The following is a 13,910-nucleotide window of genomic DNA, read 5'->3' on the forward strand; positions in this document are numbered from 1 at the left end:
CAAGCTAATTGCGGTGCACCGGCCGCTTCGATGGGTTGATCCGGAAGCAAACGCCGGCAACATGGGCAACGCCGGCAGCACTGCCTACTCTCTGCCGTCCTCGAGCGGGATGAGCATGGTTCGGAACGGACCCGCAACGGCGTGGAGGTTCCAAATGCGCTCGGCGACATCGTCAATTCCATTGGCAAACTGGAGCTGAGGAATGCCTCCCGGGATCACGAGTTGCGCGACACGGATGCCCTCACCCTCGAGCGCGTCGTGGAGCATTTCACCGTAGGCACTCTCGGCTGGGAACGCGACTGATGTGCCTGCGAAGTCGGCGCGCGCCTTCACTGAGGTCCCGCCGTTGACCAGGATGACACTGCCGCTTCCGGCCTGACGCATTGCTGGCAGGACTGCACGCACCGCGTGAATGAGCCCAAGAGCGGAGAACTGCACTGCTTCCAGCGCCAGCTCCGGGGTCATGTCGAGCACCGGCTTCAGGTATTCACGCGCCGGGAGTGGACTGTATTGCACAGCAACGATGGGTCCCAGCTCTGCCGCTGCGCGCGCAATGGCGTCTTCAAGCGCGGCCGGTACCCGCACGTCCGCGGCGTAACCACGCGCGGTCACGCCCTCGGCATTCAGCTCGGCCGCCATGGTGTCAAGCTTCGACTGGGTCCTCGAGATCAGGGCGATCGAGAAGCCTTCGCGCCCAAATCGTCGCGCTACTGCCGCTCCGAGTCCCGGTCCTGCTCCGATGATTGCGATGACAGGCACGATAAGTTCCTCCGATTGATGGTGGTGTCTCGACCATAGCGGCATGGCAGGGCGACAGAAATTTTCCGCTCGGGGCCGAGGTCGCGAAGCGTCACTAGCTCGCGCCGGTCACCCGGCGGTAGAGCGCAGGGTTCGTGTTCCGCAAGATATGTCCAGCGGATGCTCGACTCTGCTGATCCTGACGCCCTGTGTCGATATGCCGGGTTTACAAGCCCTGCTGACGAAGCAGTTCCGGAATACGCTCGCGGAAGGGAAAGAATCCCCGCGCGGCGTGTGGCCAAGCGATCGTGTCCCAGCGCCGCCTGACGGTCGTGAGCGTCACTGCCTCGGAGGCCAGAACGGCCCCGAGCCTCAGCATCCGTTCCTGCACCGGGCCTACCGGTGCGTACGGCACAACCACCGCATCCAGACGTTCAGATTCCGCCCACTTCAGAACCGTAGAGGGGAGCGTGTCGGGCAATACTTTTGCTGGTCGCCCGAGGGTATCCAACGCCCGCGTGGCACCGTCATCGAGGGCTGATGCAGTGAATCGACGGACTACATCCGAGGCGCCGGAGGGCGAGCGCTCGTCGGGATCAGCGGATCCGGCGATAGCGACGAGTCGGCTGTTCGAATCGAACCAGGGATGCTCGGCGCTCAAACTTGCTGCGTCCAGATCCTCTTCATGCAGCAACAGCCCCACTCGGGCGCCCGATGGGGTGGACTCGGCGGGAGCAATCGGTGCCCGCGTTGGCAGTGGCTCTTCGACGATCGCTCGTGCCGACGTGGCGAGTCCCGATGGCGAGAACCGACCCTCGGTGTAGCGAGAAATATTCGATGCCGTCGCGAGGTAGGTCTTTCCGGCGGTCTGGAGCCCGGCAACCCACCGCCAGGAGAGTGTGTTAGAGGCGGCATCGCCATCAAGAAGGTGACGGTAGAAAAAGTCTGCGCCGAGTTGCCACGGCAGGCCGAGTGTGAAGACCCAGATACTCGCAAACCACATACGGGTGTGGTTGTGCAGGTATCCGGTGTCCAGAAGCTCGTGCACCCATGCATCCATCGCATCAATGCCGGTAAGTCCAGCGATAGCTTCACGGTAATCACCGGAGCCTGTGTCGCCAGCGAGACCGAGCTCGACCACGTCGCGGCGATACCGCCGCCACACCTCGGGGTTCTGCTCGAGCCACCCTTTCCAGTACGTGCGCCAAAACACTTCCTGCACAAATTTTTCGCATGCACCGAACCGATGTTGCTCAAGCACAACCGAAACCACTTCACGCTCGGTCAGCAGTCTGTGGCGAAGGTACGGGGAGAGACCGGAGACGTTGTCACGGGAAGGTCCAGTGTCGTGATTACGGTCTCGCGTGTACACCGTCCCCGCGCTCGGGGCGAACAGGGTGAGAGCTTCAAGGCCGGCAGCTCGACTGGGAGTGAACATTCCGCAATCATGCATCATCTGGTTTTGAGTAAGGCCTGGCCGAACGCCTTGAGCGGCTCCGAAAATCCCGGCAGATATGCGGCTCAAACGCCAGGTGAAAATTCAGACCGACGTCGGCCGCCATCATGGACTCTCCGAGGCGATCCATCGCCCCTCGCGCGGTGCCCGGTTCGAGACGATCACCGGGCGATAAGTCATCGTTGTTTCGGATTCGGATTCGGACTTGACGGCATCGATGAAGGGCGCCGACGACGGTGACGCCCGCGAAGACGATTACGAGGAGGAGCACAACGAGCAGCCAGACGGGATTCATATCCCCATCCGCTCAGCAGCTCCCGCCTGCGCCCACTTCGGGCGACGAACACCGGGTCAGGCGTTTACGAGGATCGTTCCATCCAAGGGGCGCCGGCTGCGTGGTGCAAGTTCTCGCTCACGGGCCTTCTCATCGAGAAGATCCGGCGACCCGAGCACGCCCAGTGCAACTGCGGAGACTGGCACGAAACGGGCGTCAAGGTGGAATGCTTCGCTGAGTTTGTCGACGAAAATACCGCCCATCTGGTGAACGTGCAGGCCATCGGAGTGGGCCTGCACCGAGAGGTGAGCCATGGCCTGACCGAGATCGTATTCTGCCCAACGTAGCGGCTTACCGTCGCCGTCGATGGTCTCTGCAATGGCGACAATGAGCACGGCGGCAGAGGATGCCCAGGTGGTGTTGAAGCCCATCAGAGCCGCGACGATAGTGTCGAACTCCGATGTTCCGCGGCGGGTAACGACAAGGCGCCACGGCTGTGTGTTGGCGGCGGATGCCGACCAGCGTGCGGCTTCGAGGGCGGAGGTCAGCACTTTCTCGTCGATGGTGACCGTCGAGTCAAACGAGCGAGGACTCCAACGCTGTGCGAGTACGCCAAGGATAGGCGCGCTGGTTTGGGCCACGCGGTGGTCGGTATTTTCCATCTCTTACTCCCGTCAAAAATTAAACTTGGCCAGAGCCACTGTCACTGGCAGAGCCACTGTCATTGGCCGTTGCAACTGACTCCTCCTTTAAGGCTGGCGGAGTGCTCCGCATTCCCAAGTGGCCATGTCCCCAGGTCAAATGAGTAAGTCCTGTTGGGCGAATCCTCCAGGGGAATATTCATTGGAACGGGAACACCTGAGCACCGGGGCAACGATATTGTTGCCCGAATCAGGGATTTGGCTGTTCCAACCCGTGGCGTCGAGCACAGCCAGTGTCTCAACAACCCGGCCTGCCTCCGTCACAGCTGCACGCCGCCGAGGCCGTAAGCCGATGCTTGTGCGGAACGCGTTCGACAGCGTCCCTCGGGGGGGTGTCGCAGTTGTCCCATGGTGCCGGACTAGGTTGACAAGATGCTGGCTATGTAATGGTCGTGGCTGAATCCTTCGGCGGCGAGGCGGTGGGCTTTATGCATGTTGTTCTGACGAATGAGGTGGCTCACCTCGAACAGCTCGCTGTCCTGCCATCCCATGGACGACGCGGTTATGGCCGGACATTGGTTGAGGCGGCCAAACAAGAAGCGCTGCGGCGTGGGTTTAGGGAGATCACTTTGCGGGCCCTTGCGGAGATTCCTAGGCACGCTCCCTTGGTCTGCGCGCCGTCGTTGAGCTGACGACTACGGGTCGCTGGTGGTGTTCAGCTCCCATCGAATTTCACCATTTTCGATAGTGCTCGTGGGCTCAAGACCCTGGTTCTTTGCCACCGCCATCGAGGCATGATGTTGGGGATGAATGATTGCGTCTAGAGTGGCGACACCCCGTTCCCGCAGCCATTGGATCATTGCGTATGTCGCTTCGGTGGCAACACCATTTCCCTGGGCTTTGGGTGCCACAACCCACGCAATATCAGCGCCAAGTGCCCCCGGTTCGCCTGCAACAGTGGCCTGAACGAAACCAATAAGGACGCCAGAATCCTTGCGGCGGATGACCCAGTTGAGCCACCACTGCGAGCCGTCGAGCGATTCTCCAACCGTCTGGGCGGCGTAGCGCCGGACCAAACTTTCGTGAGTAGGGGGCTCGCCGCCGGTGAACTCATAGAGCAACGGATCGGCGAGAACCTCTGCCATTTCTGCTGCGTGGCCGACCGACAGCGGTTCCAACAAAAACCGTTCCGTTTCCACTTGCTCCGGTGCTGGCCACATCACGGTGTAACTCTTCCACATGCCAGCGAACGGCCGCCCGCAAGCGGAACGTTTCACGGTGCGGGTGGCGTCAGGGTGGACCAGACCTCATCGAGTGTGTAGCCAACCGAGGTGTTCGCCGCCAAACTCGCAATATTTTCATCCGATCCTCCCGTTCGGAAGGATTCGGCATGCTCGCTCAGGAGAGCAAGCACGGAGGCTGCTTTGACTGCGGTTGCCAGCCCTTGTCGACGCCATTCTCTCGCAACTACCGTGAAGTCAGTTTCGACCTTTGTTCCGTAGATATCGACAAATGTCATCGCAACAAGGCCGCCGTCCGGGCCGGTGACACCGAATCCTCGACGCGTACTGCTGACGGTTGCCTGTTCCGGGCCCAGCGCATCATGCAGGGTCGCAATCCCGCCAGGGTAGTCAGCCACTGTCGCGGCATCCAAAGTCAGAATCGCCGCTTTGTCGGAGATTTCCGGCTCACGCACCACACGTTCGCCCCGCAGACATTCGATCAGAGCGGTGAGTCGTTCAGTATCAACATCGACAGCGTTCAGCTCTGCAGCCCAGGACCGGGCGACAATCCGCCACCCTCGACTCTGAAATTCAGGAAGTCTTGGGTCATTGTCCCGAAGGACCACGTTCTCTGCGATCACCACCCCATACTCTCAGTCAGCGGCCGCCTGCAGTCCCATAAGGGGAACCTTCATTGGCCGCTTGAAAGCAACTGGAATGATTGCGTTCATGGTGCAAACACTGTCCGCCGTCGTTTTATCTGTGAGCCGCGACTCCGTACATAGATTTACGAAGCCATTGTGCAAGGCAATCACGCTGCTGGAAGGGCTTGGTGTCGCGGGAGACGCCCACCTGTGGGTGACTGTTCAACACCGGTCGCGAGTGGCCGCAGATCCCACCCAACCGAACCTCCGTCAAGTTCACCTCATTCACTCTGAATTATTTGCAGAGGTCGCCGCTGTCGGGTTCACTCTTCGACCTGGGGATATGGGCGAGAACGTGACCACCGCCGGTCTTGACCTTTTAGCCTTGCCCCGAGGCGCCCGACTCCAGATCGGCCCTGATGCTCTGATCGAAGTCACCGGACTGCGAAATCCGTGTGCTCAGATCAATGAATTCGAACCTGGACTTTTGAAGACGATGGTCGGACACGATGACAAAGGACGATTAATTCGCAAAGCTGGAATTACGGGAATTGTTCTACACTCCGGAGTTATCCGACCAGGCGACAAAATCACTGTCACCCTCCCGCAAGAGCCACACCACGCGCTCGATTGAGTGTAAGAGGAATTGGGCCGTTGAAGCCCGTAAGCGGAACCTCAATGGGAATTGCTGCCGGGCGCGCGAGCAGGTTCCCGGTTAGACAAGATCGCGAACGGACTGGATGCGTGCCGGGTCGTCGAACACGGCGATCGAGGCGGCATCAAGGTCGACGCGAGAGAGATCGATGCGTCGCACCGCGCGGTCGTGCATGGTGTGGAAGTAGACCGAACGGTTGGTCAGATCGCTGACCACGGTGATCTGTGTGGCGCTGACAATGTCGGTCGCTTGCGTTGATGAATCGGCAGTCATGCCGACCGGGATCGAAAAACTATCGAGGAGCCGGAATGCTTCGAACACGGCATCCAATGCTGTGGGCAAGGGCCTCGCACTAGCGGTAAGAGCGACAGCTCGCACGAAACGGGATGGAGGCGTAAAGTCGCCGGGCAAGCCCAAGAGACCCGAACCGCCTCCGAGTGGCGTCAGCGTCACACCGCCGATCGTAACGGCTGCAGCGGGAGCCTGGCTGAGGCCGAGATTGTTGCGCAGATTGGTAACGTGCCAATCGTAGGTGGGCGAGTTGGTGATCACCCCGGCTATCGGGTTGTGAATGTGCAGCTCACCGTCGCCGATGAACTCGAACACTCGGCTGGAACCCGTCCGGTCGGCGATCTTCCAGTGGAACGGCAGTGGAGCGCCGCCGAACCGGGGATCGTCGACGCGCACCACCATCGGTGCGTCGGGTCGTGCGAGGGCAGCAAGCACCTCGTCAACCGTTGAGGCGGTCGAAAGCATCCACCGCATGAAGTCGCCGACCGACAGCGTGCGGTGCACCTCGGCCGGATCGAATTCGCGATGCGAAGCGAATCCGGGAAAGTAGTACATGCCGACATAGAGGCCGTTTTCGTTGAGGCCGTCGGGGCCGTAATCCTGCCCGTACGCGGTGATCGACGTATACCCGTACTTCCCTGTCCACTGCATACCGTTCGCTCCCTGCGGGGTAAGCGCGGTGAACCGGGTGTGTCGCGGCACAACGATGATCCGATCGTGGTGAGCGTCGCTGAGCGCCCATTCAACGGTTCGTCCGACAATCGCGGAGCTGTCTGTCGCTGTCAAAGAGATGGCGGTGCACATGCCGAGATCGCATCGCGGATGCCCACGGGGGCGGCGACATCCCCCTGTGTCAGCAACGCGCCCTGACAAATTTCAGGTGATAGCAGCCACGGTGCCTCACCTTCCCGCAAACGGGACCTCGACCGGACGCGAAGTTAGGTCCTCCAGGAGGGCCCAATTGTTGGGGTTCGCAGCCGAGGGAGGGTGCCCGCGTAGAGGCCGCTTACGGGATTGTTCTTGACCCCTGGACCGGCCGAAGTGCACCGTTCCAGTTATGAATGAATTTCTGATCGGATACGCACGCGTATCCACGAACGAGCAAGATCTCACCGCCCAACAAAACGCCCTGGAAGCTCTTGGCGTTCGATCGAACCTGATCTACACCGACCACGGACTCACCGGCACCAACCGGGCACGCCCCGGACTCCGCGAAGCTCTCGCCGCCTGCCGAAACGGCGACACTCTCGTCGTCGCCAAACTCGACAGGCTGGCCCGTTCGCTTCGGGATGCCAAAGACATCATCGACGAACTCACCATCAAGGGCGTCAAACTCAGCATCGGCGGATCCGTGCACGATCCGACCGACCCGGTCGGCCGTCTGCTGTTCAACGTCCTGGCAATGGTGGCAGAGTTCGAATCCGACCTCATCCGCGCCCGAACTCGAGAAGGAATGCAAGTAGCCAAAGCGAAAGGCCACCTTCGCGGCAAACAACCGAAGTTATCGACAGCCCAGCAACGCCACCTGATGGAAGTACACCGCGCGGGGACGCATTCCACGGCTGAGCTCGCTGAGCTGTTCAACGTCGCCCGGTCCACTGTCTACCGCACCGTTCAACGACAATCCGTCAACTCCTGAAGCACACACTCGCCGGCCCCCGTTGTCGGGCCAAGCAACTCAGCAACGGGAGAGCCGAACCCAGAGCCCGGCAGTAGTCATTCCGATGGTCGAGCCGTGTCACAGGGGGACTTCTTGCGGGACACGTAGACCTCGGGTCAGTGGTGGTCGCGAGCTTGCAGGATGATGATGCGGTCATCAGTGACGTAGTAGACCAGCCGATTCGTGTCGTCGATGCGGCGAGACCACGCGCCAGCAAGGATGTGTTTGAGGGGCTCAGGTTTGCCGATCCCCGCGAACGGATCGCGCAGCGCGTCAAAGACTAGCTGGTTGATGCGCTTGAGAGTCTTGCGGTCCTGAGTTTGCCAGTAGATGTAGTCTTCCCGCCCATTCGGGTCGAAGGCGACAGTCCGACTCATTCAGTTGTGAGGTCGTGCTGCTCGAACTCTCCGCGCCGCACCCGCTCGATCGCCGTGAGTAACCGCTCGGCATTCGCGGGGTTCCGAAGCAGGTAGGCAGTTTCAGTTATCGCGTCGTAGTCGTCTTTCGACAGGATCACTGCGTTTCCGTGCCGGGAGACAACCTCGACAACGGTGTGGTCATCGTTGACCTGCTGGATCAGCCCGAACAGACTCTTTCGTGCTTCAGTCGCGGTTATTGCCGACATGATCGCCTCCTCGTAATAGTACTTGATAGCGTACCACTGAAATGCGCGGAGGAAGAGGTGCAGCACGGCCGTGAGGATCGACCAGTACGGTACCTCGTGCCCGTAAGGGGGAGGTGGGCCGGGCCGGTTTCGGAAAGGGAGCAGCCCGTCAGGGCGTGAACAGGGCCACGACGTGGAGCGCGGCGGCGTGACCACTGTGGACCGCGCCATCCATATAGCCCTCGTTGACGGTCGTCAGGTCGGAACCGGCCAGGAATACCCGGTGTCCCGGAACTGAAACCGGAAGCACGAGCTCCTCGAGCCCCGGCGGCGAGTACGGCCCGTACCCACCTCGCACGTGCGGTTCCTCGGCCCAGAGCGCCTCGTGAATCGCCAGGGGTGCCGCCGCCGCTGCACCGAGTGCCGAAACGGCGGCAGCCACGAGAACGCGGTGACGTTCGTCGACGGGCATCCGCGAAACCCGGTGCACGGCGTCTCCGACGACGAAAGCGTGGAGTACGCCTCCGCGGCCTCCGTCGGGCGTGCTCTCGATGATCGAGGCGACGTCACCATCGGCAAGAATGACGGATCCGGAGCGTCCGACACTCTGCCAAAAGGGTTCGGGATACTCCAGTGCCGCTTTAATGACCGCACCCATGGGTCGTCGCTGCAGCCCTTGGTCCAGCCAACCGGGAAGGGCCGGAGCCCATCGAATGCGCGTCACGGCTGCCGACGGCACCGCGAGCACCGCTGCTCTCGCATCGACGGTGAAATCGCCTCCGAAGTCAGTGACCTGTGAGTCAGCTGATCCCGTGACGTGTACACGCACGACATCACTGCCCGCGCTGGCCCCGGGTCGACGTTCGATGAAGACCGCCTGCTGTCCCAGGCGAACCGGTTCGGTCAACACCCCCGCCAGCGCGTGGGCGATTCGCTCGGGCCCGCCCGCCACCCGATCCGTCTCGCTGTCCCGCAGCAGCCTGTCGCTGGCGAGATCCGAATATAGATCGAGCAGTGCTGCCGCGCTCACCTGGGACGGTTCGGCGCAGAGCTCTGTGCGCACGACGTATGCGAGCGCTTGCTCCACCGGCGCACTGACGTGTGCGCGCAGCCAACCCTGCGCTGTCTGAGCATCCAGAGCCAGCAGCGCAGCCTGATCCGTCTTGAGACTGGCGGCGAGTCGATCCAGAGTTGCGGTTGCATCCAGGATGGCGGCCCGGGTCGCCATCGACTCCGGAATGCGGCCAGCGAATGGGGTCGCAGTGCCGCCCTCCACGAACACGTTCAAGCCGCTGGTCGAGACCGGTACGAGATCGATGCCCAGTTCGTGCACCAGCGAGCGCAACTCGTGATGCTCGGGTCCGACCCACTGCGCTCCAAGTTCCGCTGATCCTCCCGTGGACAGCATGACGTCACGCACCCGGCCACCGATACGGTCACTCGCCTCCACGACGACGACGGCGATACCCCGACGCGTCAGATCGTAGGCAGCCGTGAGCCCGGCAAGACCAGCCCCGATCACGACCACATCGGTGGTGAGGTTTTCCTGCACGTCTGTTCTCCTCTGTAGGCCTGGGTGTCGCCGGCGGGTAAAGGGTCACTGTCGAAAATACCGCATGCCGGATAGCAGGGATCGGCCGCAGCTACTCGCCGGTGGCGTGGGGTCGCCCGAGGTGGCCGAAGATGGCGCCCAGCAAGGCAATCAACGCGGGCACGGAGATCTGCAGCGGCGCGCCGATGGCGGCTCCCTCGCCGATCAGAGCGATCGCGAGCAGGCCGCGGCCACCCCTCATAGGGTGGAGCTCGCTGCTGCTCGGAGGATCGTCGTAAAGGTGGCCCGATATTGAGCCCAACAACCGGGGCGCCTAACCCGCGAGCTCAAGGATGCCCTTTCGTCTCACCGGTGTCTCGAAACCCATGGGTTGCGAGGCACTTCGGTTACGAGACAGCGCACAGCGCCAACTCGAGCTGTGCAAAGCCGATGCCGCCCGCAAGCCGAACCTTCACCGGGCGGAATTTCACATGCCCGGAAGGGTGTGATCGGGGCCTGATTTCGAACCGATCAGGGGCTCGTAAGCGAATGATCTAATGGCCGTTTTTGACGTAGATACTGCTCCGGAGCCGTATAGGGGATTTCTGAACGAAGTTTCAGTTGTTAGCTCCCATTTTTCGTGTCGTGGCCGAACGGATAGTGGGATGCTTATGACAGTCACCGGGTGTGTGGTTTCCGCGGACGAAGAACGGATTCTGCTTATGGGCCCGAACCAGGTTTCAGAGAATCTGCCGCAGGAAGTTCGTCGCGGCGGGAGCGGATCTCCGTCGCAGACACCGATGAAACGATCCCCGATCGCACGGTTCTTCGCGGTGCTCGGTCCGGGGTTGGTGACCGGTGCTGCTGATGACGATCCGTCGGGTATCGCGACCTATTCGCAGGCTGGCGCCATTTATGGGACCAGCATGCTGTGGACGGTCCCGTTAACGCTTCCGCTAATGATGGTCACCCAGGAAATCTGCGACCGGATGGCCCTAGCGACGGGCGAGAGTCTTGGTGCGCTGATCCGTCGCCGGTTCAGCCGCGGGCCACTGATCGCCATCGGCATTCTTCTGGTGGCGCTGATTGCTGCGAACTGTTTCAACTTGGCGGCGGACCTTAACGCCATCGGACAGGGCATGAACCTCCTCCACGCGGGACCGCCATGGTTATGGAGTATCATCGCCGGCGTAGCGATTACCATCGCGGTCATCTTCGGGTCACTTGAGGTGATCGGGAAAATCTTCAAATGGTTGTGCATGGTCCTCATCGTTTACATCGGGGTCCTCTTTGTTTCCCATGTCAACTGGGGACAGGTCGGGCAGGGCCTGGTGGGTGCACAGTTGAAATTCACACCCGCTTACCTCGGTCTTGTTGTCGGAGTGCTGGGCACCACCATCTCCCCCTACATGTTCTTTTGGCAATCCGCGCAACGGATCGAAGAAATGCGCGCCGAAGACCGTGGCGGCAACACAGCACCCGCGCTGAAAGATCGGCCACCAGCTGAAGCCAAACGGCGACTGCGCAATGGGAAGGTAGACGTATTCACGGGGATGGCGTTCTCAGTGCTGATCATGTTCGCCATCATCGCCTCCTCCGCAGCAACCCTCGGCGCCCATCACAAGGCGGTCACCTCCGCAGCCCAAGCGGCCCAGGCATTGGAACCCATCGCGGGCAGCTACGCCGGGATCCTCTTTGCCCTCGGATTCATCGGCTCCGGAGTGCTCGCCGTCCCTGTCCTGGCCGCATCCGGGGCCGCAGGAATGGCTGGTTTACTCAACAAAAATTGGGGACTGGAGCGCAGCCCCCGACGTGCGCCCCTCTTCTACGGACTGCTGGGCGTTGGCATTGTTGCCGGAACCATCCTCAGCGTCGTGAGCACCAATCCCATCGGATTGCTGGTCCTCAGCGCAATCGTCAACGGCATCGCAGCCGGACCCTTCTTGGTGGTGATCATGCTCATCTCCCGCAACCGAAAAATCATGGGCGGTTACCGCAACGGGCGACTGGCCGCAACACTCGGCTGGGCCACCGCGGGCATCATGTGCATTGCCGGAGCCTATGGGGTGTGGTTCACCCTTGTCGGCGGCTAACGGCCGCCGGTGTGTGTGCGTTTCCTAGACCCCACACAAAGAGAAGCGCACCTGCCACCGCACCCAAATCTGTGCAAGGCAAAAGGTATTGGAGAAGTAATGGCACACTCGGACCGCATCCAGTCCACCACCCGCCGTCCGAACGTGAACCGGTGGCGTGTTGCCGCGATGCTGGCCGGCCTCATCGTTGTCGGGCTCGGCGTGGGGCTGACCGGCAACTGGGGCTATGCCCCGACGGCCGGGTGGGCCACTGCGTGCCTGATCTATCTGATCGCGGTGTGGCGAAGTGTGCACGACCTCGACGCGGCCGCGACATCCAAAAACGCCACCCGCGAAGACCCCAAACGCACCCTCAGCGACTTGCTCTTCGTCATCGCGAGCATCGCAAGCCTCTTCGCCCTAGTCTTCGTCTTCGGGCAGGCCAAAGCAGCAACGGGACTTGGCAAAGATGTGATCGCCGGACTCGCGTTCCTCAGCGTGGTACTGTCCTGGCTGCTGGTTCACACCATTTACACCCTCCGCTACGCCGAGCTGTACTACAGCGGCGGCGACGGCGGAATCGACTTCAACCAGCCGGAACCACCGAAATACACGGACTTCGCCTACCTGTCCTTCACGGTCGGCATGACCTTCCAAGTCTCAGACACCAACATTCAAGACAGCCTCATCCGATCGACAATCCTGCGTCACATGTTCTTGGCGTACTTATTCGGATCCGTCATCATCGCCGCCACCGTCAACCTCGTCGCCGGACTCGGAAACTAAAACGGGACACAATCCTTCCGCCCCAGCAACGATTGCGTATCGCGAAAACGCGCCAGATGACAGCGGACAGTTGATGTTTTGACATGCGCGGGTAACACACCCATCGGGCGACTGGGCAGGTTCGATTTCCTGAGCTCACCCCCACCACGCCCCACCGGGCGCCCGTCAGCGGGACGTTCAGCGACGCAGCTCGAGCGCGAAAGCAGCCGGCGCGATACGGCCGACGAGGTGTGTCACAGGGGAACAATCAGCGGGCTGTGCCATTGCGATGAATGCGAGTTGGACGGTGTTGCTGTGGTGTCTGGCCACTGAATTTGGAATCGTCGTCGCACCCCTCGGGACCTGCGCTTTCCCAAATGGAAACCAGCCACTCGGGTGGCTAGTCCAGCCGCCCATAGCGCGCCCGGGCGCCGAGGTATAGTCCATACGCGATCAGTCCCACCCCAACGGCAATGAGGATGGTCACGCCGAATGGCAACGAGGCGAGTGATTTGAGGGCGCCATCCATGCCACTCGCCTTTGACGTGTCGAGTGTGAATGCGGCTGCCACAAAGAGAATGCCAACCACCGCAAGAATGATTCCTTTCGCGATGTAGCCGACCACACCCAGCAGTACCACTACTCGCCCTAGTGAGCCCGACGGCGGGGTGAGGTCTTTCTCGAACTTCTTGGTCACACCCCGCACCACGAAGAACACGCCGATGCTAACAATTGCAAGCCCAACCACCAACAGCACGAACACCCCGCCGGGCTTTGCGAGGAGTTGATCGCTCGCGCTCTTGCTGCTGCTAGCCGAACTCTTGGACCCCCCGAGCGCGAAAGTCAGCGCAGTGACTCCGACCGCCACGTACACCACCGCCTTGCCGAACTCCGACAACCGCTTGCCCCAACGCTTCTTCGCGTCAGAATCTCGAACGAGAAACCCCGACACGATCTGCCAGAGCCCCAATGCAAACAGGCCGACCGTGATCACCCAGAGGAGCGCAATACCAACGGGGTTCGAGGCAAGCTCCGAAAGCGCACCTGACTGGTCGGCTTCTGCCCCGCCGCCGCCCACCGCCACCGAGATCGCGATGGCACCGATCAGCACGTGCAAGAGACCGTTCACCGCGTAGCCGAGCCGGGCGAGCAACTTCAGTGCTGTGCTATTCCGGGCCGCGCCAGCGACCTTCGTCGCAGATCCGCTCATCCCCCCACCCTACCGAGTCCTCTCTCTAGGGCGTAAGAGCGCGGTGAACGAGGTGTGTCACAAGGGAACCTCCACCGGGCACTTTCCCGGCCTAAATCCTGACTTTCCACCAGAAAGAAAACGGCACGAAATCAGGGACGGTCCAC

15 protein-coding genes are annotated in these 13,910 nt (G+C 61.4%); 5 read left to right on the forward strand and 10 right to left on the reverse strand.

Annotation, left to right across the window (positions count from 1 at the left end; all coding sequences use genetic code 11):
* Nucleotides 1-84: 84 nt before the first annotated feature.
* From IWX88_RS01365 to IWX88_RS01375, 3 genes are all read right to left on the reverse strand, one after another.
* On the reverse strand, nt 85-759 hold the full coding sequence (locus IWX88_RS01365; RefSeq protein WP_196826610.1) for an SDR family NAD(P)-dependent oxidoreductase: 675 nt from the start codon (nt 757-759) through the stop codon (nt 85-87).
* Nucleotides 760-964: 205 nt separating this feature from the next.
* Nucleotides 965-2,176, reverse strand: a complete 1,212-nt coding sequence (locus tag IWX88_RS01370; protein ID WP_196826611.1) for an FAD-binding domain-containing protein — start codon at nt 2,174-2,176, stop codon at nt 965-967.
* A gap of 369 nt (nt 2,177-2,545) precedes the next feature.
* On the reverse strand, nt 2,546-3,130 hold the full coding sequence (locus IWX88_RS01375) for a nitroreductase family protein (RefSeq protein ID WP_196826612.1): 585 nt from the start codon (nt 3,128-3,130) through the stop codon (nt 2,546-2,548).
* Nucleotides 3,131-3,555: 425 nt separating this feature from the next.
* Here IWX88_RS01375 and IWX88_RS14145 point away from each other — a divergent pair, with 425 nt between their 5' ends.
* Nucleotides 3,556-3,801 (forward strand): GNAT family N-acetyltransferase, encoded by a 246-nt coding sequence (locus tag IWX88_RS14145; protein WP_370568122.1) that lies wholly within the window; start codon nt 3,556-3,558, stop codon nt 3,799-3,801.
* Nucleotides 3,802-3,804: 3 nt separating this feature from the next.
* Here IWX88_RS14145 and IWX88_RS01385 read toward each other — a convergent pair whose 3' ends face one another.
* Both IWX88_RS01385 and IWX88_RS01390 read right to left on the reverse strand, forming a co-directional pair.
* Entirely contained in the window at nt 3,805-4,329 is a 525-nt protein-coding gene (locus IWX88_RS01385; RefSeq protein WP_196827756.1) for a GNAT family N-acetyltransferase, read from the reverse strand.
* A gap of 53 nt (nt 4,330-4,382) precedes the next feature.
* Entirely contained in the window at nt 4,383-4,973 is a 591-nt protein-coding gene (locus IWX88_RS01390) for an acetyltransferase (protein ID WP_196826614.1), read from the reverse strand.
* A 76-nt stretch (nt 4,974-5,049) separates the two neighbouring features.
* Between IWX88_RS01390 and IWX88_RS01395 the strand changes: the two genes are divergently transcribed.
* Complete coding sequence (locus tag IWX88_RS01395; protein ID WP_231368716.1) at nt 5,050-5,610, forward strand: MOSC domain-containing protein; 561 nt, start codon at nt 5,050-5,052, stop codon at nt 5,608-5,610.
* A gap of 81 nt (nt 5,611-5,691) precedes the next feature.
* Here IWX88_RS01395 and IWX88_RS01400 read toward each other — a convergent pair whose 3' ends face one another.
* Nucleotides 5,692-6,726, reverse strand: coding sequence for a linear amide C-N hydrolase (locus IWX88_RS01400; RefSeq protein WP_196826615.1), 1,035 nt, complete (start codon nt 6,724-6,726; stop codon nt 5,692-5,694).
* Between the two features lie 253 nt (nt 6,727-6,979).
* Between IWX88_RS01400 and IWX88_RS01405 the strand changes: the two genes are divergently transcribed.
* The gene (locus tag IWX88_RS01405; RefSeq protein WP_196826616.1) at nt 6,980-7,561 is read left to right on the forward strand and encodes a recombinase family protein; all 582 of its coding nucleotides are present in this window, start codon (nt 6,980-6,982) and stop codon (nt 7,559-7,561) included.
* 137 nt (nt 7,562-7,698) lie between these two features.
* On the opposite strand, the gene IWX88_RS01410 is transcribed toward IWX88_RS01405, so the two are convergent.
* The 3 genes from IWX88_RS01410 to IWX88_RS01420 all read right to left on the reverse strand — a co-directional run bounded on the left by IWX88_RS01410 (nt 7,699) and on the right by IWX88_RS01420 (nt 9,738).
* Nucleotides 7,699-7,959 carry a Txe/YoeB family addiction module toxin gene (locus IWX88_RS01410; protein ID WP_196826617.1) on the reverse strand — a complete coding sequence of 87 codons (261 nt, stop codon included), beginning with the start codon at nt 7,957-7,959 and terminating at the stop codon, nt 7,699-7,701.
* Nucleotides 7,956-8,273, reverse strand: a complete 318-nt coding sequence (locus IWX88_RS01415) for a type II toxin-antitoxin system Phd/YefM family antitoxin (RefSeq protein WP_370568123.1) — start codon at nt 8,271-8,273, stop codon at nt 7,956-7,958. Before IWX88_RS01415 ends, IWX88_RS01410 begins: the two co-directional genes overlap by 4 nt.
* 82 nt (nt 8,274-8,355) lie before the next feature.
* On the reverse strand, nt 8,356-9,738 hold the full coding sequence (locus IWX88_RS01420) for an NAD(P)/FAD-dependent oxidoreductase (RefSeq protein ID WP_196826618.1): 1,383 nt from the start codon (nt 9,736-9,738) through the stop codon (nt 8,356-8,358).
* 779 nt (nt 9,739-10,517) lie between these two features.
* Here IWX88_RS01420 and IWX88_RS01430 point away from each other — a divergent pair.
* Together IWX88_RS01430 and IWX88_RS01435 are read left to right on the forward strand one after the other, a co-directional pair.
* Nucleotides 10,518-11,810 (forward strand): Nramp family divalent metal transporter, encoded by a 1,293-nt coding sequence (locus IWX88_RS01430; RefSeq protein ID WP_196826620.1) that lies wholly within the window; start codon nt 10,518-10,520, stop codon nt 11,808-11,810.
* Between the two features lie 99 nt (nt 11,811-11,909).
* Nucleotides 11,910-12,575: a DUF1345 domain-containing protein gene (locus IWX88_RS01435; protein WP_231368717.1), complete on the forward strand. Its 666-nt coding sequence runs from the start codon at nt 11,910-11,912 to the stop codon at nt 12,573-12,575.
* Between the two features lie 379 nt (nt 12,576-12,954).
* Here IWX88_RS01435 and IWX88_RS01440 read toward each other — a convergent pair whose 3' ends face one another.
* Nucleotides 12,955-13,764, reverse strand: coding sequence for a DUF1206 domain-containing protein (locus IWX88_RS01440; RefSeq protein ID WP_196826621.1), 810 nt, complete (start codon nt 13,762-13,764; stop codon nt 12,955-12,957).
* Nucleotides 13,765-13,910 lie beyond the last annotated feature (146 nt).

This window comes from Frigoribacterium sp. CG_9.8 (assembly GCF_015751965.1).
Lineage (GTDB): Bacteria > Actinomycetota > Actinomycetes > Actinomycetales > Microbacteriaceae > Lacisediminihabitans.